We start from the raw sequence: 21274 nt of genomic DNA, 5'->3' as shown, positions 1-21274 counted from the left end.
ACGAGTTGGCAGGAGGCGACGCAGACGAATTTCCATCCGCTTTCTGTTTGAACGCGTGGATGACGGGCGGGTCCCGCTATCCGGCGCGCAGGCCCCGGGCGATCTGCCGCAGCCTTGGGCCCGCATGCGCGTGAAACTGCCTGATCCCCGGGCATAGATAGTTGAGTCCGGGCTCGCCGTCCGGCGCGCGTACGAGCCGGTTCTTCGGACATTCGCCCCAGCACAGGTTCAGGTGCGGACATTGCAGGCAGTACTTCGGAAGGGTGTCCTTCTTGCCGAAGCCGAAGGCTTTCTGGCGCTCGGAAAACGCAACGTGATGAAGCGGGTGGCTGAAGATGTCGCCGAGTTCGTATTCGGGGTAGACGTAGTGATCGCAGGAGTAGACCCGGCCATCGTGCTCCATGGCGAGCCCCTTGCCGCAAAAAGGCGCGGTGATGCAAAGCTGCGAGGGCAGGCCCATGGTCTGCGCGACGGCCGTTTCGAAAAGGTTGACCAGCACCCTGCCGAGATCCTCGCGATACCACTCGTCGAACGTACGGCTCAGGAAATAGCCCCAGTCGTCGGGGTCGACGGACCAGTCGGTGACGACGGAATCCGCCGCGCCCGGTTTCGCCCTTTCGGTGCCGACCACAGGAATCGATGCCTCGTCCCAGAATTGCGGCGCGACCTGCTTGAATGTCCTGGCCTCGACGCACGGATTGAACTGCAGGTAAGTCGCGCCGACTTCTCGCGTGAGGAAGCGATAGACGTCGGTCGGTCTGCGCGCATTGAGCCGGTTGATCACGGCGAGCGCGTTGAAGGCGACTCCGTGACGGTGGATGCATTCGAGTCCCCGCATGACCCTGTCGAACGTGGGCTTGCCCGAGCGCGACACGCGGTAGGCGTCGTGCAGTTCGCGCGGCCCGTCGATGGACAGACCGACGAGAAAATCGTGCTGCTTGAGAAACGCGCACCACGCGTCGTCGAGCGCGGTGCCGTTGGTTTGCAGGTTGTTTTCAATGCGCTGGCCTGCGCTCTTGTACTTCTCCTGCAGAAGGACGACCTTGCGAAAGAATTCGAGCCCCATGAGCGTCGGCTCGCCGCCTTGCCACGAAAAGACGATCTGCTCGCCGTCCTGCGCTTCGATGTATTGACGGATGAACGTTTCCAGCGTCCGGTCGTTCATGAAATTACCGCGGCGCTGGTCGAGCAGCTGTTCCTTGTGCAGATAGAAGCAATACGTGCAATCGAGATTGCACGCCGACCCGGTTGGCTTGGCCATGACGTGAAAACGCCGCTTGAAGCGCGGGCCCGATGGCGGCGCGTCGACGTCGCCCAAGCTGGTCGCTAGTGGTGTCAGCGGAATGGCCGTGCTGTGTTTCATTGCAGTCGATGCTCGAAGATTCGCGGTGTCTGCTCGGAGGCGTGAATTGCTTGAATTACGTGGAGTGCCGACACGATTTTCGTAAAAATATAATGTCGGAATCCTTATTGAAAATATCATACGCAATACGAAGTAACTTACGTATTAGACTAAAGGCGTATTGCGCCATCCTGCGTCGCCGGGTAGGCTGATGCGCCACAAGCAAATCCCGCATCCGGTTATCTGAATCCGTCGACAGATTCGCATCAAAACCTCAAGCTGTTTCCTGTGTGCCGGCGAATTTCCTAAGGAGGATTGCGTCGTTGCGACAGGATTTTTCTGATTTGAACCGATCTCGATCAGCGCACCACGCAATGCAAAACCGGTGCACTCGACGGGCCGCCGGGGAAGACCCTGTAAAATCCCGCGCTCGCGTTGCCTTGTGCGTCGCACCAAACCGGACGACGGCGTTTGAACCGTATTTTTGGCGTGCCCATGATCGCGGCATGCCCGAGGCGGGGCATTCCGCCCACCAGCACTTCTTGAGGAAAGCTTTGATGAAAATGAGTTGGCAAAAGATGGCCGCGCTCGCCGCAGTGGCGGGCACCCTGATGGCAGCGACGGCAACGGCCGCAACCGCGGCGGAGATCAAGGAAATCCGCTTCGGCGTCGAGGCGTCGTATGCGCCGTTCGAATCGAAGTCGCCCGCCGGCGAGTTGCAGGGCTTCGACATCGACATCGGCAACGCCGTCTGCGCGAAGCTCAAGGCGAAGTGCGTATGGGTCGAGAATGCGTTCGACGGTCTGATTCCCGCGCTCCAGGCCCGCAAGTTCAACGCGATCAACTCGGACATGTCGATCACCGACCAGCGCCGCGCCGTCATCGACTTCACCGATCCCATCTACGTGATTCCCAACCAGATGATCGCGAAGAAGGGCAGCGGCCTGCAGCCGACAGCGGCATCGCTGAAGGGCAAGCACGTCGGCGTGCTGCAGGGCACGATCCAGGAAACCTACGCGAAGGCGAAGTGGGCGCCCGCAGGCGTCGACGTGATTCCGTATCAGACCCAGGACCAGGTCTATGCCGACCTCGTCGCCGGACGTCTCGACGCGTCGTTCCAGGACGCGGAAGCGGCCTCGAAGGGCTTCCTCAAGAAGCCGCAAGGAGCAGGATTCGAATTTGCGGGCCCGGCCGTGTCGGATGAAAAGCTGCTCGGTTCGGGCGTGGGCTTCGGTCTGCGCAAGGGCGACGCTCAGCTGAAGGACGCCGTCAACCAGGCACTCAAGGAACTGAAAGCCGACGGCACGATCGACAAGCTCGCAGCGAAGTATTTCGACGTCAAGGTCACATTGAAGTAATGCATTTCGTGCGGCGCGGATTGTCGCGCCGGCGTCGAACGTCGAAACGGCCGCTTCATGCGGCCGTTTTTTTTGCCCTTGTTTTTCCAGTCTTTTTTAGCTTCTTCATGCTCCTGCACATGGCGGCGTGCGCTAAAATCTGCCCACGGGGAAAGACGGCCCGACATGCCGGGGGCAGCGAGGCATGCCGGATCAAGCCGCCAGTACGAAACTCAACAGACGAGAGCACGAAGCACGATGCTTCGCCGCAACTACTTGCATGGGACCAGCGCAAGCAACGAAGCGCGAACGCTGGCCGGACAGGGGACCGGAATGACCACCACCGCAGTCGCTGAGGAACGCCAGGCAGAAGACGTTCCGGGCTTTGCGCAGGCCGCGCGCGCAAACGTTTCGTTTGCCCGTCAGCCCATCCTGAACCGCGACAACATGTTGTGCGCGTTCGAACTCAAGCTATATGAGGCGCCCGCCGCCGGGTCCGGCGATCAGGAAGCGGGCGGCGAACAGCCAGAAGCGCAAACCCGCCGGGCCGAATCCATCATCCACGCGGTCCTGCAGCCCGACGTGCGCGCGGCGCTCGCCAATCATCCCGGCTATCTGCCCGTCACGCGCGACCTGTTGTTCGACGACGCGATCCGCAGCCTGCCCGCCGAGCGCTTGATGTTGGAACTGCCGCCCGACATCGTCGCGGACGATCAACTGATCTCCCGCATCGTCGAGCTGCATGGCCGCCGCTATCGCTTCGTGATCGACAACGTCGCACAGGCCAACGACACCTTCGCGCGTCTGCTGCCGTATGCCGACGCCGTGAAGATCGACATGCATCGCATCCCGCAAGCCATGCTTCCCAAGTTCGCGAGCGTGCTGAAATCGGCGGGCAAGCTGTTGATCGCGCAGGGCGTCGAATCGCAGGAAGTGTACGGGCAGGCGCTCGATCTCGGCTTCGACCGCTTTCAGGGCTATTACTTCGCGCATCCGCAGGGCGCGGCCGCGCGCAAGGTCAGCGCGCCGCGCCACGCTCTGTTGAATCTGCTGCAACTTCTCGGCGGCGAGCCGACCGTCGCGCAGCTCGAAGCCGAGCTGAAACTGAACCCGGTGCTGGTGATGCATCTGATGCGTCTTGCCAATTCGAGCGGCCTCGCGATGGGCCGCAAGGTCACGACCTTGCGCGAAGCGATCAATGCGACGGGCACGAACCGCATCGCGCGCTGGACCCAACTGCTGCTGTACGCGGACGGCCGCAAGGTCGCGCTCGAAGACGATCCGCTGCTGCAACTCGCCGCAACGCGCGCGCGCTTCATGGAACTGGCCGTCCAGCGTCTGCCCGAAGCGGGGCGCGACGAAACCGACGCGGCCTTTCTCACGGGCGTGTTCTCGTTCGTCGACTCGGTGTTCGGCGGTTCGCTCGAACACACGCTCAATGTGTTGGTGCTGTCCAAGCCGATCCGCGACGCGATCCTGTTGCGCGAAGGCGTGCTGGGCACGTTGCTGACGGTGGTCGAGGCGCTCGAACGCGGCGCATGGGCCGACGTCGAAAGCGCGTGCGAGCGGCTCGACGGTTTGCAAGCGCTCGATGTCGCGCAAATGGGCCTCGTCTCGGCCGCATGGGCGGGCGTCGCCGACCGCAGCGCCGAGGCGACGGGGCTGGAGCGGCTGGAGGACTGATACGGGAGAACGCGCGGCTCGAACGCACGAGCCGCGCAGGTCGATGGAAGCGGGCGCGTCTTTCGTTAGAGCGTTTCGACTTCGCTCACGGGCGCATGCGCGAAGAACCGGCCCAACTCGCGCGCCAGTTCGTTGAGCGCGGCCATTTCCCGCTGCGAGATGCGGCGCCGCACGTCATGATGCGCCCAGTCGCCATAGAGCAGGGCGACCGTCGACTTGTTTTCCAGCACCACGGGCAGCAGCACGAACGAATGCACGCCTTCGAAGGCGCGGCGATACCAGTCGGGCAGGCGCGCATACATCTTCGGATCGCGCGCATTCTCGATGAAGATGCCGACCGAGTTCGCGATCGCGAGATGGAACACGTCGGGCGCGAAGGCAGTTGCGAAGCTGAGCTTCGGCAGCGCGGCTTCGATCTTCGCGCCGAAGCCCATCGTCGCCTTGAAGATGCCGCTGCCATGGCGCACGAATACGACGGTGCGCTCGAACTGCAAACCCGCGAGCACCGTTTCCGACGCCATCGCCAGCGCGGGTGCAAGTCCGCTGTCGCTCGGCAGCGCCTGCAGTTCGCCGACCCCTGCGCGGATGCACGACTCCGGGTCGAGCGCTTCGCGCGCGATCGCATCGGCATTCGCGCGCAGTTCGAAGATCTCGCGCATCACGCCGTCGCGGGTCTCTTCTTCGGCGAGCGTCAGGCTCATGTCGACGAGCACTTCGGGCTCTGTGTTGAGCGTGCGGCCGTAGCGCTGCGCCAGCTCGGCGATGCGCACGTCGCGCTGCGCCTGAGGCAGATGCGGCTGCGTGAGCACGTTCGCGACTTCCGTCGAGTAGTTCGTGATCGCGCGCAGCCACTGCACCTGACGCGGCTCGTCGTCCTGCAGCGGGTCGAACTCGGTCATGCCGACGCGGATCATCTCCGGCAAGCGCCAGCGCGACGCCGCTTCGAGGCCGATTTCATGGAACGTCACGCCGAGCACGGTTTCGCAGGCTTCGTTCTCGCCCATGCCCGTATCGATCTGGCGGCGAATATGGTCCCACTCGGCATCCAGGTAGAACACCACGAGCAGCTTGCCGATCTGGCGCATCAGCGTGCAGACTACCGCCTCTTCGCCGTCGCGCAGATCGCCGCGCTCGGTGAGCTTGCGGGCCACGCAGCCCGACAGCATGGTGCGGTTGAGTTCGAGCTTCGCGTCGATGCGGCGCGGCGCGCTGTGATGAAAGTGATCGACGATCTTCAGTCCGACCACGAGATGCCCGACGGCATCCATGCCGAGCACCATCAGTGCCCGCGAAACCGTCGTGATGTTGCCGCCGAACGCCATGTACATCGCCGAATTCGCGAGACGCAGCACCTTCTGTGTCAGCGCGAAGTCGGAGAGCACGATCTGCACGAGGGCGCTGAAATCGAGGTCGTCGTTATTCATCGCGGCCATCGTCGAGCGGAGCGACTGCTGCAGCATCGGGAAGTCGCCGCGCTCGTTCATGCGAGCCCAGAGCCGGTCAAGCAGCGCAGCCTTTAGCATGAGAGTCCCGCAAGAGCCATACAAGTTCCAGTGAGCGGCAAGTCGTGACGAGAACTGTGCCTGGTATCAACACGCGTCATGTCTGTCACGCTTCACCATGCACGTGAAGCGCGCGCGATGCGAAGCGCTGTGCGAGTTCTTCCGATGGGAGCGCCTTGCAGACGAGCCAGCCCTGAATGTGACCGCAGCCCATCTCGGTGAGCAGTTCACGCTGCGCTTCCGTTTCGACGCCTTCGGCGACGAGTTCGAGATCGAGCGTTTGCGCGAGGCCCACGACGGCGCTGACGATCGCCTGATCGTTGCGCGAGGTTAACAGATTCTCCACGAAACTCCGGTCGATTTTCAGTTTCGCGAGCGGGAAGCGTTGCAGATAGGCGAGGCTCGAATAGCCCGTGCCGAAGTCGTCGACCGCGAAGCGGATGCCGAGGCCCGTGAGTTCTTCGAGCAACGCGGTTGCGTGCTGCGGGTCGTGCATCAGCAGGCTTTCCGTGATCTCGAACACGAGCCGGTGCGGATCGATGCCCGTGAGCGCGATCGCTTCGCGCACGCTTTCCTTGAAGCGCGGATCGCGGAACTGCTGCGGCGAGACGTTGACCGCGACGTATTGCAGCCGGATGCCCTGTATGTCCCAGCGGATCAACTGCATGCACGCGGCCTTCAGCACCCAGTTGCCCAGGTAGTTGATGAGGCCGACGGATTCGGCGAGCGGGATGAACATCGACGGCGGCACGAGCCCGTGGACGGGATGCTGCCAGCGAATCAACGCCTCGACGCCGACCACGCCGTGCGACTGACTGCTCGTGATGGGCTGGAAGTGCAGCGAGAACTCGCCGTTGCGCACGCCGTCGTACAGGTCCGATTCGAGCTTCAGGCGCTCGGCGTCGGCGGGGCTGTCGTCGGGCACGTAGAACGCGAGCGTGTTGCCGCCCGCGGCTTTCGCGCGCGCCAGCGCATGATCGGCCCAGCGCAATAGCTGGCTGTCGCGCGGTGCGGGTTCGGCCGATTCGCCCGCGTGCTGCGTGTCGGGATACAGCGCGATGCCGACGCTCGCCGACAGGTGCACCGGCTGGCGGTTGAACGTGTACGGTTGCTGGATCGCCGTCAACAGACGCCGCGCGAGTGCTTCGGCGGCGATCGCGGTGTCGGCGCGCGCGTGCGCGGGCGGCAGCAGGATCGCGAACTCGTCGCTGGAAATGCGCGCGATCACTTCGCCTTGCGTCGTCATGTTGGACAGGCGGCGCGCGGTGTCGCGCAGCATTTCGTCGCCGGCGTCGTAGCCGAGCGCGCGGTTCACGCGCTGGTAGTCGTCGAGATCGAGCAGCAGCAGGGCGGCCGACTTGCCCGTCGCGTCCGCCTTCTGCTGCGCGTGACGCATTTCCTCGACGAGCGCGGGCACGTTCGCGAGGCCCGTCAGGTTGTCGTGATGCAGTTGATGCTTGAGGCTCGCTTCCGTCGCGCGCCAGCTCGACACGTCGAAGCCCGCGATCGCATATCCTTCGATGCCGTCGTGACAGTTGCGCGCAATGCGCAACTCGACGGGCACGGGATAGGTCAGCGACTTGATCAGATCCAGCGTGATTTTCTCGACGGCGCCGCTTTCGTTGGCGCGTCGCAGCGCGGCGTCGAGGCGGGCCACGTCGCCGGGCGCGACGAGTTCGTGCAGCGTGACGGTTTGCAGATATTCGCGGTGATAGCCGATGAAGCGCAGGCTCGCCTCGGAAACATAGAGAAAGGTGAGATTGCGCGCCACGTGCGCGAGGAAGTCGACGGCGTGCGCGGCCTGTTCGAGCCCGTGCGAAGCATCTGGCAAGCCAGCCGCGCCCGGTGCGCCCGATGCGACCGTCGTGCGCGCGGGCTGACGGGCCGCGCGGAATCGCTCGATTGCCGTGCGCAGCAAGCCCCGGCGGGCTGGGGTGATCCTGGTCGCTTCCATGTGTGTCGCTGACTACCCGGTTCGTCTTGAGGCTGGACGTTCTGGCGATGCCCGTCGGCAGACCGATCGGGGCAGGCGCGAGGCCGTCCATCAGAACGGGATAACGACGTTTGCGGCAGAATCTTTAGCTTTCAGACACAAAAAGCGCCATAACAAATGGTAAGGATTCGCGGGTGCCCTGGACGCCTGTGCATCGCCGATGGATTCCGCTAAAGTGGCGGCGAACGCGCTCCGTTATTCCCCTTACGGGGCGCGAGGTGGCAACCCCGCAAGCAAGCCGTTTTCCGAATCCAAGCAGCCGTTAAACATGCCTGATCCGTTTCAAAACGACGAAGCCGGCCGGCCCCAAACGTTTGCGCAAGCAGGCGAAGAGGACGAGGCGATCTCATCGGCGCAGTTCGTCTATGTCGGGCGTCAGCCGATTCTCGACCGCGACGGCGCGCTGCACGCTTACGAACTGCTGTTTCGCGGCAGCGCGCAAAATTACGCGCAGGTCTCCGACGACGCGCAGGCCACCGCGCAGGTGGTGGTGCGCACGATCGGCAGCATCGGCGTGCCTTCCGTGCTCGGCACGCACCGCGGCTATGTGAACATCGGCCGCGATCTGCTGTTCGACGACATCGTGCATCTGATGGAGCCTGAGCGCTTCGTGCTTGAAATTCTCGAGACGGTGCAGTTCGACGAGCGGCTCATCGCGCGCATCGCCGATCTGCGCCGCGCGGGCTTTCGGGTCGCGCTCGACGACGTATGCGAACTGTCGCCGAACCTGCTCGCTGCGCTGCCGTACGCGGATATCGTCAAGGTGGATTTCCTGCAGACGGACCGCGCGCAACTGCCGGGCCTCGCGAAAACGCTTGCCGGTCACGGCAAGACGTTGATTGCGGAAAAGGTCGAGACGCGCGAAGACTTCGCGCTTGCCCGCGATCTCGGCTTCGATCTCTTCCAGGGTTATTTCTTCGCGCGGCCGCAGGTGCTGTCGACGCGCCGCACGCGCTCGTCGCGTACCTCGCTGCTGCGGCTGCTCGCGCTGCTCGCGCGTGACGCGGGCATCGTCGAACTCGAAGACGAACTCAAGCGCAATCCGAATGTCGTGATGCAACTGTTGCGGCTCGTCAATTCGAGCGCGTTCGGGCTCGGGCGCAATATCGCGTCGCTGCGCGAAGCGATCATCGCGACGGGCACGCGGCAGATCGCGCGCTGGGCGCAACTGCTGCTGTACGCGGGCGGCGGCGATCTGCCGTGGCGCTCCGATCCCCTCGTGCAACTGGCGGGGACGCGGGCGCGCTTCATGGAGCTGGCGGCGCGCTGGATTCGCCCGAACGACGAGGCGTTTGCGGACGCTGCGTTTCTGACGGGCGTGTTTTCGCTGGTGCATGTGCTGGTCGATTCGACGCCGGACGCCACACTCGATCCGCTCGATCTGTCGCCGCTGATTCGCGATGCGATCGTCGAGCGGGCGGGGCAGATGGGTGCGCTGCTGAGCATCGCGGAAGCGGCGGGCGAGGCGCAGGATGCGGCGGCCGTGGCGAGCGCCCAGTCGCTTGAGGAATTCGGCGCGCTCACGCCGATCGTGCTGGCCGAGTTGAATCTGTCGGCGGCTGCCTGGTTTGGCGCGCATCTGGGCGACTGATAGCCATTGATGGGCGGCTGACTTGCGCGTCGCGTCGATCCGGCTGGTCCGGCTGACGACGCGTAATGGTCAAACGTGGTCCAATATGAGGCGCAAGTTGAGCCTCGACGCTTCATGTTGCAGGGCATAGCGTCGCGAGGCGTTGCACGGGCATCGTGCGCTTACGATTCGAGGATTCGACATGAAGCTGAAGATTGTGCCGTTCGCGCTGGCGGCTGCGCTGTGCGCGAGTATGTCGCTGTATGCGTTGACGGCGTCCGCAACGCTCAAGCCGGGCGACAGCGCGCCGGACTTTACCACGCAGGCGTCGCTGGGCGGCAAGACGTACACGTATGCGCTGGCCGACGCGTTGAAGAAGGGTCCTGTGGTGCTGTACTTCTATCCGGCTGCTTTCACGAAGGGCTGCACGATCGAGGCGCACGAATTCGCGGAAGCGGTGGATGAGTACAAGAAGTACGGCGCGACTGTGATTGGTGTGTCGCACGACAACATCGACACGCTGACGAAGTTCTCGGTCAGCGAATGCCGCAGCAAATTCCCCGTTGCGGCCGATCCCGACTCGAAGGTGATCAACGCGTATGACGCGGGGCTGCCGATGCACGCGTCGATGGCGAACCGCGTGTCGTATGTGATTGCACCGGACGGCAAGATCATTTACGAGTACACGAGCCTTTCGCCCGACAAGCATGTCGAGAACACGATGCAGGCGCTCAAGGAGTGGGCTGCGACGCATAAGCAGCCCTGAGCGGGCGTAGGTCGCTGTTTGCCTTTTACGCTGCGCGGCATCTGATTACTGTTTTGGTTGTTTGTGTTATTGGTATCGCTTTGCCATTGCTGGATACGTTGTCATGCCGATTGTCGTTGCGCTGTTTGCTCTGATTGCGTTGATTTATGGCTGTGTGCAGGCGTTTCATGCGCTCTCTGCACAGTTTGGGCTTGGCGTGGCCGTGGGTGTCGCGATCCTCTTTGCTGCGCTCGTGCTTGCGGCGCTGGCATGGTGGTGGCGTCGGCATAAGGAAGTGTCGGCGAATATTCGCGATGGCGACTGGACTCACGAACTCAAGGGCGAATGGGGTGGGGTTCGCCTCGCGGCGGGGAAGCGGTTGTGCGATTTGCAGGTCGCCGGTGTGCGGGGGGCGTATATTTTTGCCGATCTTCGGGAGGCACAGCCGGTGCGGGAAGGGGAGCGCTGGCAGGTCAGGCTGGATGTCAAGGATGCGGCGCATCCCGAGTGGCGCTTACCGGTGAGGTCCGAGCGCGAGGCTCGGCAGTGGGTCAGGATTTTTGATCTGGCGATGGCGCAGAAGCTTTAAGGGTTTTTTGTTTGTCTGCGACGCTGGGTGGATGGGGGTTTTTGCTGGTGGCGGTGGTGGGTTGGACTTTGGTTTCGCTGGCATCCGCGATTTGTTAGCGTGCTTCACGCGTTGTCCTTGTGCGCTTGCCTTTGCGCTGGCATCCGCGATGCGTTAGCTCACTTCACGCGTCGCCCCTGTGCGGGGCGGCACCTACTTTTCTTTGCCGCCGCAAAGAAAAGTAGGCAAAAGAAAGCGGCTCACACCGCCAATTCTTGACCTTTGCCCACGGGCCCCCAACGTCCCCATCCTTCACACGCCAGTGCCGTGGTTAGTGCCCGTTGCCAACGCTTCGAATGAACGCCTCACCCGCTTCAAACACCCGTACATGAGCCAGCGGCAGCGAATGGTATGCGCCGCCCAGGTGGCAAACTGTGTGTAGGTTGTCGCGTCGTATAGCTTGGCGCTCTTACCGGGTGGGGCGCGTGCGCATTCGGTCTGGAGTGAAGCGTGTGGAGCACCGAGAGCCGACACACAGTTTGCCACCTGGGCGGCCGTGGCCTGTCTGGCGCGGCGTGCTGAAGCGCAGGTGCGTGAAGCGGGTGAGGCGCACCGCAAGAGCGCTGGCAACGAACACGAATGACGTGATTGCCGTGTGAAGCGTAAGAACCTTCGGGGGCCCTCAGGCAAGAACAAGGGCTGGCGGTGTGAGCCGCTTTCTTTTGCCTACTTTTCTTTGCGGCGGCAAAGAAAAGTAGGTGCCGCCCCGCACAGGGGCGACGCGTGAAGCGAGCTAACGTAAAGCGGATGCCAGCGCAAAGGCAAACGCTCAGAAGCATGAAGCACGAAGGCAAATCGCGCATGCCAGCGCAAACACTGGCAGACCACCTAGCGTCGCAGACAAACAAAAACCTTACACACCCGAAGCCGCCGCCCCACGATTCCGCCTTCCCTCCCACCGAACCCGAATCCGATCCATATAAAGATAAACCACAGGCGTGGTATAGAGCGTAAGCATCTGACTCACAATCAACCCACCAACAATAGCAAGCCCAAGCGGAGCCCGCAGCTCCGCCCCTTCCCCGCGTCCAAACGCGAGCGGCAACGCGCCGAGCAGCGCCGCGCACGTGGTCATCATGATCGGACGGAACCGCAGCAAACAAGCCTGCTCGATCGCATCACGAGAAGACAGCCCTTGCCGCGACGCATCGATCGCAAAATCGACCATCATGATCGCGTTCTTCTTCACAATACCAATCAGAAGAATCACCGCAATCAGCGCAATGATGCTGAACTCGGTATTAAAGAGCAGCAGCGCCAGCAACGCCCCGACCCCCGCCGACGGCAACGTCGACAAAATGGTCAGCGGATGAATATAGCTCTCGTACAAAATCCCCAACACGATATAAACCGCCGCAAGCGCCGCGAGAATCAAAATGGGCTGATCGGACATCGACTGCTGAAACGCCTGCGCCGTTCCCTGGAAGCTGCCGTGAATCGTCGCCGGCATGCCGATCTCGGCCATCGTCTGATAGATGATATTCGTCGCCTCCGACAACGACTTGCCCGGTGGCAAGTTGAACGAAATCGTCGACGCGACGAACTGGCTCTGGTGGTTCACCGCCAGCGGTGTGTTGCCCGGCCCGAAGCTCGCGATCGCGGACAGCGGAATCATCGTTTCCTTCGACGTCGACACGGCCGCGCCCGTCGATGCACTCGACTTGCCGCTCGCCGCAATCGAGTTGTTCGCCAGATTGCGCGCGGCATCGCTCGCGACGGCAGCCGCGCTCGACGAGGTCGTGCCACCCGTGCCGCCTGACGAAGCCCTCGACGTCGCACTCGACGTCACCGTGCCCGCCGTCGCATTGGTCGATTGCGAACCGCTCGCGCTGCCGCCCGACGTGCTGACCCACACCTGTTTGAGCATGTCGGGGCTCTGCCAGTACTTCGGTGCGACTTCCATCACGACGTGATACTGGTTCAACGGGTTGTAGATGGTCGAGACCTGGCGCTGGCCGAAGGCGTCATACAGCGTGTTGTCGATCTGCGCGGGCTTGATGTTCAGGCGCGCCGCCGTCGCCCGGTCGATCGTCACCATCGCTTCCAGACCGCCTTGCTGCTGGTCGGAGTTGACGTCGGTGAGCTCAGGGCGCTTTTGCAGCGCTTCCGTCAGAATGGGCGCCCATTTGTAGAGATCGGCAGTCGTGTCCGATAGCAGCGTGAACTGATATTGCGCGTTCGACTGCCGGCCGCCCACGCGGATGTCCTGCACCGCCTGCAGGAAGGTGCGCGCGCCAGCGACGTCCGACAGCGGCCCGCGCAACTGCTGGATCACCTGGTCGGCGGAAACCTTGCGCTCGCTCTTCGACTTGAGCGACACGAACATGAAACCCGAGTTGGTCTGCCGTCCGCCCGTGAAGCCGACCACGCTGTCGACGGCTGGGTTCGCCTGGACGATCTTCATCATCTCGGAGAACTTCACCTTCATCGCCTGGAACGATGTGGACTGGTCGGCCTGAATGCCGCCGACCAGCCGCCCCGTGTCCTGCTGCGGGAAAAAGCCCTTCGGCACGATGATGTACAGATACACGTTCAGCCCGATCGTCGCGATCAGCACGGCGAGAATCAGCCGCGGATGAAGCAGCGACCAGCCGAGCGTGCGCGCATAGCCGCGCTGCATCCAGTCGAAGCCGCGCTCCAGCCAGCGTCCGAAACGGCCTTCCTGTTTCTTTTCGTGCGGCTCGGACAGCAGCCGCGAACACATCATCGGCGTGAGCGTCAGCGACACGATCAGCGACACGCCGATCGCCAGCGACAGCGTCAGCGCAAACTCGCGGAACAGCCGCCCGACGATCCCGCCCATCAGCAGAATGGGCAGGAACACGGCGACCAGCGAGATGCTGATCGACATCACCGTGAAGCCGACTTCGCGCGCGCCGACGAAGGCCGCCTTCATGCGCGGCATGCCGTTCTCGATGTGCCGCGAAATGTTCTCCAGCACTACGATCGCGTCGTCGACGACGAAGCCCGTCGCGATGGTGAGCGCCATCAGCGACAGGTTGTCGATCGAAAAATCGAGCAGGTACATGGCCGCGAACGTGCCGATGATCGAGATCGGCACCGCGACGCTCGGAATCAACGTGGCGCGCCAGTTGCGCAGGAACAGGAACACGACCATCACGACAAGCGCCACGGCGATCATCAGCGTGAGTTGCGTGTCCTTCAGCGACGCCCGGATGGTCGTGGAGCGGTCGGCCGTCGGCGTGACTTCGACGGCGGCGGGTAGCGATGCCTTCAGCTGCGGAATCATCGCCTTCACGCGGTCGATCGTCTCGATGATGTTCGCGCCCGGCTGCCGGTACAGAATCACGAGGACCGAGCGCTCGTTGTTCATCAGGCCGAGGTTGCGCAGGTCTTCGACGGAATCGACGACTTCCGAGACATCGGACAGATGCACGGCCGCGCCGTCGCGATACGCGATCACGAGGTCTTTGTATTGCGCGGCCTTCTTCGCCTGGTCGTTGGTGTAAAGCTGCACGCGGTTCGGGCCGAACTCGATCGAGCCCTTCGGGCTGTTGGCGTTCGCCGACGCCAGCGCCGCGCGCACGTCTTCGAGACCGATGCCGTAGTGAAAGAGCGCCTGCGGCTCCAGCTCGACGCGCACGGCCGGGTTCGCCGAGCCGCTCACGTCGACTTCGCCGACGCCGTCCACCTGCGACAGCGATTGCTGCAACACGGTCGCCGCCGAATCGTATAGCTGGCCCGCCGTCATCGTCTTCGATGTGAGCGCGAGAATCAGGATCGGCGCGTCGGCGGGATTGACCTTGTGATACGTCGGGTTCGAGCGCAGGCTCGCGGGCAGGTCGGCGCGCGCCGCGTTGATGGCGGCCTGCACGTCGCGCGCGGCGCCGTCGATGTTGCGGTTCAGGCCGAACTGCATCGTGATGCGGGCCGAGCCGACCGAGCTCGACGAGGTCATCTCGGTGACGTCGGCGATCGTGCCGAGATGCCGTTCGAGCGGGCTGGCCACGCTGGTCGCGACGGTCTCGGGGCTCGCGCCCGGCAGGCTCGCCTGAACCGAGATGGTCGGGAAATCGACCTGCGGCAACGGCGCGACGGGCAGCCTCGCGAACGCGAAGAGGCCCGCCAGCGCAATGCCGATGGCGAGCAGCGTGGTGGCGACGGGGCGTTGAATGAAGGGGCGCGACAGGTTCATCGGTTCGGCCTTTTCATTCAGACGTCGGCGTCGGTGACGGGCGGCCGGGTCGGACCATCGCCATGATCTTCACGATGAAAGCGCGCGCGCAGGCTCCGCGCAATCGAATCGAAGCCGAGATAGATCACGGGCGTCGTGAAGAGGGTCAGCAACTGGCTGACGATCAGGCCGCCCGCGATCGCGATACCGAGCGGGCGGCGCAGTTCCGAACCGGCGCCCGTGCCGAGCATCAGCGGCAGCGCGCCGAGCAGCGCCGCCATGGTCGTCATCAGGATAGGGCGGAAGCGCAAGAGACACGCCTGATAAATCGCTTCGCGCGGCGGCTTGCCGTGCTCGCGCTCGGCTTCGAGCGCGAAGTCGATCATCATGATCGCGTTCTTCTTCACGATGCCGATCAGCAGCACGATCCCGATGATGCCGATGATGTCGAGATCGTGGCCTGTCACCAGCAGCGCCAGCAGCGCGCCGACGCCCGCCGACGGCAGCGTCGAAAGAATCGTGATGGGGTGCACGAAGCTCTCGTACAGCACGCCGAGCACGATGTACATCGTGACGATGGCGGCGAGGATCAGGAACAGCTCGTTCGACAGCGACGCCTGGAACGCGAGCGCCGCGCCCTGGAAGCGGGTCTGGAACGAAGCAGGCAGGCCGATGTCCTTTTCCGCCTGCTGGATCGCCTTCACGGCCTCGCCAAGCGATGCGCCGGGCGCCAGGTTGAACGAGACGGTGGTGGCCGGGAACTGGCTCAGGTGCGTGACGAGCAGCGGCGCGGGCCGTTCGTGGAAGCTCGCAATGGAGTTGAGCGGCACCTGTCCGCCTGACGACGTCGACGACGGCAGATAGATCGAGTTCAGCGACTCCGTGTAGTGCTGCATGGTCGGCTGCGCTTCGAGAATCACGCGGTACTGGTTCGACTGCGTGAAGATCGTCGAGATGATGCGCTGGCCGAATGCGTCGTAGAGCGCGTTGTCGACGGTGGCGGGCGTGATGCCGTAGCGGGCCGCCGACGCGCGGTCGATCTCGACATACACCGACTGGCCGTTGTTCTGCAGGTCGGTGGCGACGTCGACGATTTCAGGCGACTGCGCGAGCCGCTCCATCAGCTTCGGCACCCAGGTCGCGAATTCGTCGATATTCGGATCGGTCAGCATGAACTGGTATTGCGTCGGGCTGACGGTCGAATCGATGGTCAGATCCTGCACCGGCTGCATATAGAGCGTCGCGCCCGGAATGTGCGACGTGTCGCGCTGCAACTGGCGGATCACCTGGCTCGCCGTCGCGTCGCGGTCGTCGCGCGGCTTCAGATTGATCAGCATGCGGCCGCTGTTCAGCGTGATATTGCTGCCGTCCACACCGATGAACGAGGTCAGGCTTTCGACATTCGGGTTCTTCAGGATTTCGGCGGCGAGCTGCTGCTGGCGCTCGGCCATCGACGCATACGACACCGACTGCGACGCCTGCGTGATCGCCTGGATCACGCCCGTGTCCTGTACCGGGAAGAAGCCCTTTGGAATGTAGACGTACAGCACGCCCGTCAGCACGAGCGTGAGCACGGCGACGACGAGCGTCGAGCGTTGCCGGTCGAGCACCCATTCGAGCGCGACCGCATAGCGTGCGATCACCCAGTCGATGGCCGCGTGCGCGCGTGCTTCGAAGCGGTGGCTCTCCTTCGGCGGGGTGTGGCGCAAGAGCTTCGCGCACATCATCGGCACCAGCGTCAGCGACACGACGGCCGAGATCACGATGGTCACCGCGAGCGTGATCGCGAACTCATGGAACAGCCGTCCGACCACGTCGCCCATGAACAGCAGAGGGATCAGCACCGCGATCAGCGAGACCGTCAGCGAAATGATCGTGAAGCCGATCTGCTTCGAGCCTTTCAGCGCGGCCTCCAACGGCGACTCGCCTTCCTCCACGTAGCGCGCGATGTTCTCGATCATCACGATCGCGTCGTCGACCACGAAGCCCGTCGCGATCGTCAATGCCATCAGCGATAAGTTGTCCAGCGAAAAACCGCACAGGTACATGACGGCGAGCGTGCCGATCAGCGAGAGCGGCACCGACAGGCTCGGGATGATGGTTGCGTAGATGTTCGCGAGGAACAGATACATGACCAGCACGACGAGCACGACCGACATCATCAGTTCGAACTGCACGTCGCGCACCGACGCGCGGATCGTCGTGGTGCGGTCGGTGACGACCCGTACGTCGAGCGCGGCGGGCAGCGACTGCTGCAGCGTGGGCAACAGCGTCTTGATGCTGTCCACCACCTGGATCACGTTCGCGCCCGGCTGGCGTTGCACGTTGAGGATGATCGCGGGCGTGCTGTCGACCCATGCGCCGAGCTTCGTGTTCTCGGCACCGGACACGACGGTCGCGACGTCCGTCAGCATCACCGGCCGGCCGTTCTTGTACGCGACGACAGCGCTCTTGTACGCGTCGGCGTCCGTCAACTGGTCGTTCGCGTTGATCGTGTACGAGCGCGACGGGCCGTCGAAGTTGCCCTTCGGCGTGTTGACGTTGAGGTTCGAGATGGTGGTGCGCAGATCGTCGAGGTTCAGCCCATACGACGCCAGCGCGCGCGGGTTGGCCTGGATGCGCACCGCGGGGCGCTGGCCGCCCGACAGGCTGACGAGGCCGACGCCCGCGACCTGCGAGATCTTCTGCGCGAGGCGTGTGTCGGCGATGTCCTGGATCTGCGTGAGCGGCAGCGTCTTCGAAGTGATCGCGAGCGTGATGATGGGCGCGTCGGCGGGGTTGACCTTCGCGTAGATAGGAGGCGCGGGCAGGTCGGACGGCAGCAGGTTGCCCGCCGCGTTGATGGCCGCCTGGACTTCCTGCTCGGCGACGTCGAGGGGCAGGTCGAGGCTGAACTGCAGCGTGATGATCGACGAGCCGGCCGAGCTTTGCGACGACATCTGGTTCAGCGACGGCATCTGACCGAACTGGCGCTCGAGCGGCGCCGTGACCGACGACGTCATCACGTCGGGGCTCGCGCCCGGATAGAAGGTCTGCACCTGGATGGTCGGGTAGTCGACTTCGGGCAGCGCGGACAGCGGCAGAAAACGCAATGCGACGAGCCCGACCAGCATGATCGCCGCCATCAGAAGGGCGGTGCCGACCGGGCGCAGGATAAAGGCGCGGGATGGATTCATGCGGTATCAGCCGTGCCTTATTCCGCCGACGTCTGCGACGCGTGCCGGTGACGGTGCGTGCCGGAGGCACCTATCACACCCGCGGCACCCGCGGCCCCCGATGCACCCGACGCCGCATGGGCCGCCGATGCGCCCGACGCCCCCGAAGCGCCACGCGGACGATCGGCGGGAATGGTGATCTTCGCGCCTTCCTTCAACCGGTCCGAGCCGTCGATCACGACGCGCTCGCCGACCTGCAGGCCCGACGCGATGCTGGTGCGCTCGCCGTCGACGGGGCCGACCTTCACCTGGCGCACCGTCACCGTGTTGTCGGGCTTCGCGACATACACGAACGCGCCCATCGAGCCGTTCAGCACGGCTGAAGTCGGCACGATCACGGCATCCTTCACGACGTTCACGAGCAGGCGCGTGTTGACGAACTGGTTCGGGAACAGCAGGCCTTCGTTGTTCTGGAAGGTCGCGCGCAGCTTCACGGTGCCCGTGGTGGTGTCGATCTGGTTGTCGATGGTCTCCAGATAGCCGGCTTCGAGCGAGGTCGTGTTGCTGCGGTCGTACGCCGTCACCGACATCTTCTGGTTCGCGCGCATGCCTTTGAGAATGGCGGGCAGGTTGTCTTCCGAGGTCGTGAAGATCACGCTGATCGGCTGCAATTGCGTAATCACCACGACGCCGTTCGTGTCGCCCGGCGTCACGTAATTGCCGGCGTCGACCTGGCGCAGGCCGACGCGGCCGGAGACGGGCGCCGTGATGCGCGCGTAGGTGAGATCGAGCTTGAAGGTGTCGATGTTCGCCTGATCCGCCTTCACCTGGCCTTCGTACTGCTTGACGAGCGACGCCTGCGTGTCCACCTGCTGGCTCGCAATCGAGTCTTGGGAGAGCAGCGTCTGATAGCGCTTCAGGTCGAGACGTGCCGTTTGCAGAAGCGCCATGTCCTTGGCGAGCGTGCCTTCGGCATTCGCAAGACTGATCTGATACGGACGCGGGTCGACCTGCGCGAGCAGATCGCCTTTCTTGACCATCTGACCTTCCTGGAAGGCGACCGTTTGCAGCGTGCCCGTCAACTGCGTGCGCACGGTGACGTTCGCGAGCGGCGTGACGGTGCCGAGCGCATTCAGCACGACGGGCATTTCGCCTTGCTTCACGGTCGCCACGTGAACGGGTTGCGGCTGGTTCATGCCGCCCGCGGCGCCGCGGCGGCCACCGCCGGCGCGTCCTGTCTGCGCGCCGCTGGCGCCTGCTGCCGCGCTCGCGCCGTCAGCGGTCCTGTTCCACGGATGCCAGCGCACCAGCACGATGCCCGCGATTACCACGACGGCGACGATCAGCGCGATCGTACGGCCGCGGTGCCGCTTGACGGCGCCGGGACCGGGATCGCGCCCTGGAGGCGGGCTGGCGGGAGCGGAGTTGCGTGACGTTTCAGGCTGCTTTTTTTGTTCGTCCATCGTTCGATCAGGTGACTGGCTTAATGGGGCAAACGTGCCGAGGTAACGCGATGAGCGCGGCGGTGTTTCGCTGGGCGCCGCTTTGTGCTGATCGCGCATGCCTGCGCGATGCTAATTGATGCGTGATTCATCGCGATGACCATGACGTGGCGGCGGCCGCTCTCGCGGCCAGACACGTTACGGGCATGGTTGACGGCTCCTCCCTGTTGGCCGTGCTGGTGCCCGCCGCTGCGTCCGTTGCCGGGCGCGGTCCCGTCGGCATTGAAATGCGCATGCGCTGGCGGGGCGCGCGGGAGACTATGGCAGCTTCCCCGGGCGCGCGGGAAAGCATGATGCTACGTCCCGGGCCGAGTTACAGTCCAGCGGCGTATTTTTCGGCGGATTACGACCGTTACACGGATTTCGCGCGGGTCGAAAGCCGTGCGTCAGCGGGATGTCGCCTTTCGCGTCGGGCTTCGCGTCGGCTTGCTGTTGTGGCGTGCGGTTGCGGCAAGCCGTGCTTAGGCGTCGAGCCTGCGTCCCGGTGTGCCGCCGATCTCGTGGACGATCCGGTCGATCGTCTCCAGCAGCGCCGGCGCCGCGCGCGAAACGAGCCAGTCGCGCGGGCACTGGTGCGCAGAGCCGCCGCAGTTGACCGCGTAGCGTTCGCCCGAAGGCCCGATGAAGCCGGCCGCGATGGCATTGAGCCCTTCATGCCATTCGCCCGTTGCGATGGCGAAGCCTTGCGCGGTGGTTTCACGCAACGCCGCGTCGAGTCGCGCGCCGATGTTTCCCCAGTCGTCGCCCGCCGCGGCCTGCAAGCCGATCAGCAGCTTGTCGCGGTCCGTGTCGCTCAGTGCCGCCAGATAGGCGCGGCCGACGGCGGTGCGGCTCAGGTCCATCCGCGAGCCGACGTCGAGGCGCGATACCAGCACGGCGGAGCGCGGCTTGATCGCGTCGATGACAACCATTTCGAGCCGGTCGCGCACGGCGAGGTGCACGGAGAGTGATGTCCGCTCGGCCAGTTCGATCAGAAACGGCCGCGAGCGGGCGCGGATGTCGAAGTTGCGCAGAAAGCCGTTGCTCAGTTCCAGCACCGACGACGTGAGCACGAAACGCTCGCTGTCGGGCAGACGGAACAGAAAGCCGGCGCTGACGAGCGTCGCGGTGATCCGCGAGACGGTCGGTTTTGGAATGCCCGTCAGTTCGGTCAACTCGCGGTTGGACAGTGGGGCGTCGGCGGCCGCGACCCTCCGGAGTACCGTCAGGCCGCGCGCGAGCGCGGTAACCTCGTCGCCGGAACCGTCTTTTTCCCTTGCGGAATCGGTGACGGCCGGGCGCGTCGATGACTGGTTCATGTGGTTTTTATGAAACGTTATTTCAATATTTGTGGAACACGCTTCGGGATGACGACTCCGGTGAAGCGCCTCAAGCCTTCTCTCAGCAAAGCCTAAGTCCCTTTTTCCTACGACGATTCATTGTATAGGAAGGTAATTTCCGGGCAGTCCGCAGCGATTAAATTTTGCTTGACTTAGTCAGCATTACCATAAAAAATGGAACTATATTTCGAAAGTGTGCGGTAGTCGCGCGCGTGTCACAGGCTGATACCGTCGCTGCAGCGCCGCTTTCCAGGCAGTTTTTCAGTACCGTATCTCAGTACCGTCTCTCAGGTTCTAGCACGGCCCTCGGAATGGCTAGAACTTTTTGAAGGCGCCATGGAAACATGGCGCCTTTTTTTTGTG

General features: G+C 63.7%; 12 protein-coding genes. 5 read left to right on the top strand and 7 right to left on the bottom strand.

Annotated elements, in window-relative coordinates; genetic code table 11:
* Positions 1-76: 76 nt before the first annotated feature.
* Entirely contained in the window at positions 77-1363 is a 1287-nt protein-coding gene (locus C2L66_RS09750) for an anaerobic sulfatase maturase (protein ID WP_060600348.1), read from the bottom strand.
* Positions 1364-1899: 536 nt separating this feature from the next.
* Between C2L66_RS09750 and C2L66_RS09745 the strand changes: the two genes are divergently transcribed.
* On the top strand, positions 1900-2700 hold the full coding sequence (locus C2L66_RS09745) for an ABC transporter substrate-binding protein (RefSeq protein ID WP_054930219.1): 801 nt from the start codon (positions 1900-1902) through the stop codon (positions 2698-2700).
* A gap of 312 nt (positions 2701-3012) precedes the next feature.
* Positions 3013-4362 carry an EAL and HDOD domain-containing protein gene (locus tag C2L66_RS09740; RefSeq protein WP_060600350.1) on the top strand — a complete coding sequence of 450 codons (1350 nt, stop codon included), beginning with the start codon at positions 3013-3015 and terminating at the stop codon, positions 4360-4362.
* Positions 4363-4427: 65 nt separating this feature from the next.
* Here C2L66_RS09740 and C2L66_RS09735 read toward each other — a convergent pair whose 3' ends face one another.
* Both C2L66_RS09735 and C2L66_RS09730 read right to left on the bottom strand, forming a co-directional pair.
* Entirely contained in the window at positions 4428-5885 is a 1458-nt protein-coding gene (locus C2L66_RS09735) for an HDOD domain-containing protein (RefSeq protein WP_054930221.1), read from the bottom strand.
* An 85-nt stretch (positions 5886-5970) separates the two neighbouring features.
* Positions 5971-7818, bottom strand: coding sequence for a putative bifunctional diguanylate cyclase/phosphodiesterase (locus tag C2L66_RS09730; RefSeq protein WP_060600352.1), 1848 nt, complete (start codon positions 7816-7818; stop codon positions 5971-5973).
* A gap of 307 nt (positions 7819-8125) precedes the next feature.
* Between C2L66_RS09730 and C2L66_RS09725 the strand changes: the two genes are divergently transcribed.
* From C2L66_RS09725 to C2L66_RS09715, 3 genes are all read left to right on the top strand, one after another.
* Positions 8126-9448, top strand: a complete 1323-nt coding sequence (locus C2L66_RS09725; protein WP_060600354.1) for an EAL and HDOD domain-containing protein — start codon at positions 8126-8128, stop codon at positions 9446-9448.
* 181 nt (positions 9449-9629) lie between these two features.
* A complete protein-coding gene (locus C2L66_RS09720; protein ID WP_054930224.1) occupies positions 9630-10193 on the top strand; it encodes a peroxiredoxin in 564 nt (187 codons plus the stop codon).
* Positions 10194-10296: 103 nt separating this feature from the next.
* Positions 10297-10761 carry a hypothetical protein gene (locus C2L66_RS09715; protein ID WP_054930225.1) on the top strand — a complete coding sequence of 155 codons (465 nt, stop codon included), beginning with the start codon at positions 10297-10299 and terminating at the stop codon, positions 10759-10761.
* A gap of 892 nt (positions 10762-11653) precedes the next feature.
* Here C2L66_RS09715 and C2L66_RS09710 read toward each other — a convergent pair.
* The 4 genes from C2L66_RS09710 to C2L66_RS09695 all read right to left on the bottom strand — a co-directional run bounded on the left by C2L66_RS09710 (position 11654) and on the right by C2L66_RS09695 (position 20890).
* Positions 11654-14956, bottom strand: a complete 3303-nt coding sequence (locus C2L66_RS09710) for an efflux RND transporter permease subunit (protein WP_060600356.1) — start codon at positions 14954-14956, stop codon at positions 11654-11656.
* 17 nt (positions 14957-14973) lie between these two features.
* The gene (locus C2L66_RS09705) at positions 14974-18111 is read right to left on the bottom strand and encodes an MdtB/MuxB family multidrug efflux RND transporter permease subunit (RefSeq protein WP_060600357.1); all 3138 of its coding nucleotides are present in this window, start codon (positions 18109-18111) and stop codon (positions 14974-14976) included.
* A 17-nt stretch (positions 18112-18128) separates the two neighbouring features.
* Positions 18129-19553, bottom strand: a complete 1425-nt coding sequence (locus C2L66_RS09700) for an MdtA/MuxA family multidrug efflux RND transporter periplasmic adaptor subunit (RefSeq protein ID WP_060600359.1) — start codon at positions 19551-19553, stop codon at positions 18129-18131.
* A gap of 500 nt (positions 19554-20053) precedes the next feature.
* Positions 20054-20890: an IclR family transcriptional regulator gene (locus C2L66_RS09695; RefSeq protein ID WP_054930229.1), complete on the bottom strand. Its 837-nt coding sequence runs from the start codon at positions 20888-20890 to the stop codon at positions 20054-20056.
* Positions 20891-21274: the final 384 nt, after the last annotated feature.

Origin of the sequence: Paraburkholderia caribensis, from assembly GCF_002902945.1 — a bacterium.
Taxonomy (GTDB): Bacteria; Pseudomonadota; Gammaproteobacteria; order Burkholderiales; family Burkholderiaceae; genus Paraburkholderia; species Paraburkholderia caribensis.
Note: the sequence above shows the minus strand (reverse complement) of the source record. Positions and strands in the feature narration are given on the sequence as shown.

Excerpts from the sequence above, each read along its gene's own strand:
- C2L66_RS09740 (WP_060600350.1), top strand. The coding sequence starts at position 3,013 with ATGACCACCACCGCAGTCGCTGAGGAACGCCAGGCAGAAGACGTTCCG.
- C2L66_RS09720 (WP_054930224.1), top strand. The coding sequence starts at position 9,630 with ATGAAGCTGAAGATTGTGCCGTTCGCGCTGGCGGCTGCGCTGTGCGCG.
- C2L66_RS09750 (WP_060600348.1), bottom strand. The coding sequence starts at position 1,363 with ATGAAACACAGCACGGCCATTCCGCTGACACCACTAGCGACCAGCTTG.
- C2L66_RS09725 (WP_060600354.1), top strand. The coding sequence starts at position 8,126 with ATGCCTGATCCGTTTCAAAACGACGAAGCCGGCCGGCCCCAAACGTTT.
- C2L66_RS09710 (WP_060600356.1), bottom strand. The coding sequence starts at position 14,956 with ATGAACCTGTCGCGCCCCTTCATTCAACGCCCCGTCGCCACCACGCTG.
- C2L66_RS09715 (WP_054930225.1), top strand. The coding sequence starts at position 10,297 with ATGCCGATTGTCGTTGCGCTGTTTGCTCTGATTGCGTTGATTTATGGC.
- C2L66_RS09735 (WP_054930221.1), bottom strand. The coding sequence starts at position 5,885 with ATGCTAAAGGCTGCGCTGCTTGACCGGCTCTGGGCTCGCATGAACGAG.
- C2L66_RS09695 (WP_054930229.1), bottom strand. The coding sequence starts at position 20,890 with ATGAACCAGTCATCGACGCGCCCGGCCGTCACCGATTCCGCAAGGGAA.
- C2L66_RS09745 (WP_054930219.1), top strand. The coding sequence starts at position 1,900 with ATGAAAATGAGTTGGCAAAAGATGGCCGCGCTCGCCGCAGTGGCGGGC.
- C2L66_RS09730 (WP_060600352.1), bottom strand. The coding sequence starts at position 7,818 with ATGGAAGCGACCAGGATCACCCCAGCCCGCCGGGGCTTGCTGCGCACG.
- C2L66_RS09705 (WP_060600357.1), bottom strand. The coding sequence starts at position 18,111 with ATGAATCCATCCCGCGCCTTTATCCTGCGCCCGGTCGGCACCGCCCTT.
- C2L66_RS09700 (WP_060600359.1), bottom strand. The coding sequence starts at position 19,553 with ATGGACGAACAAAAAAAGCAGCCTGAAACGTCACGCAACTCCGCTCCC.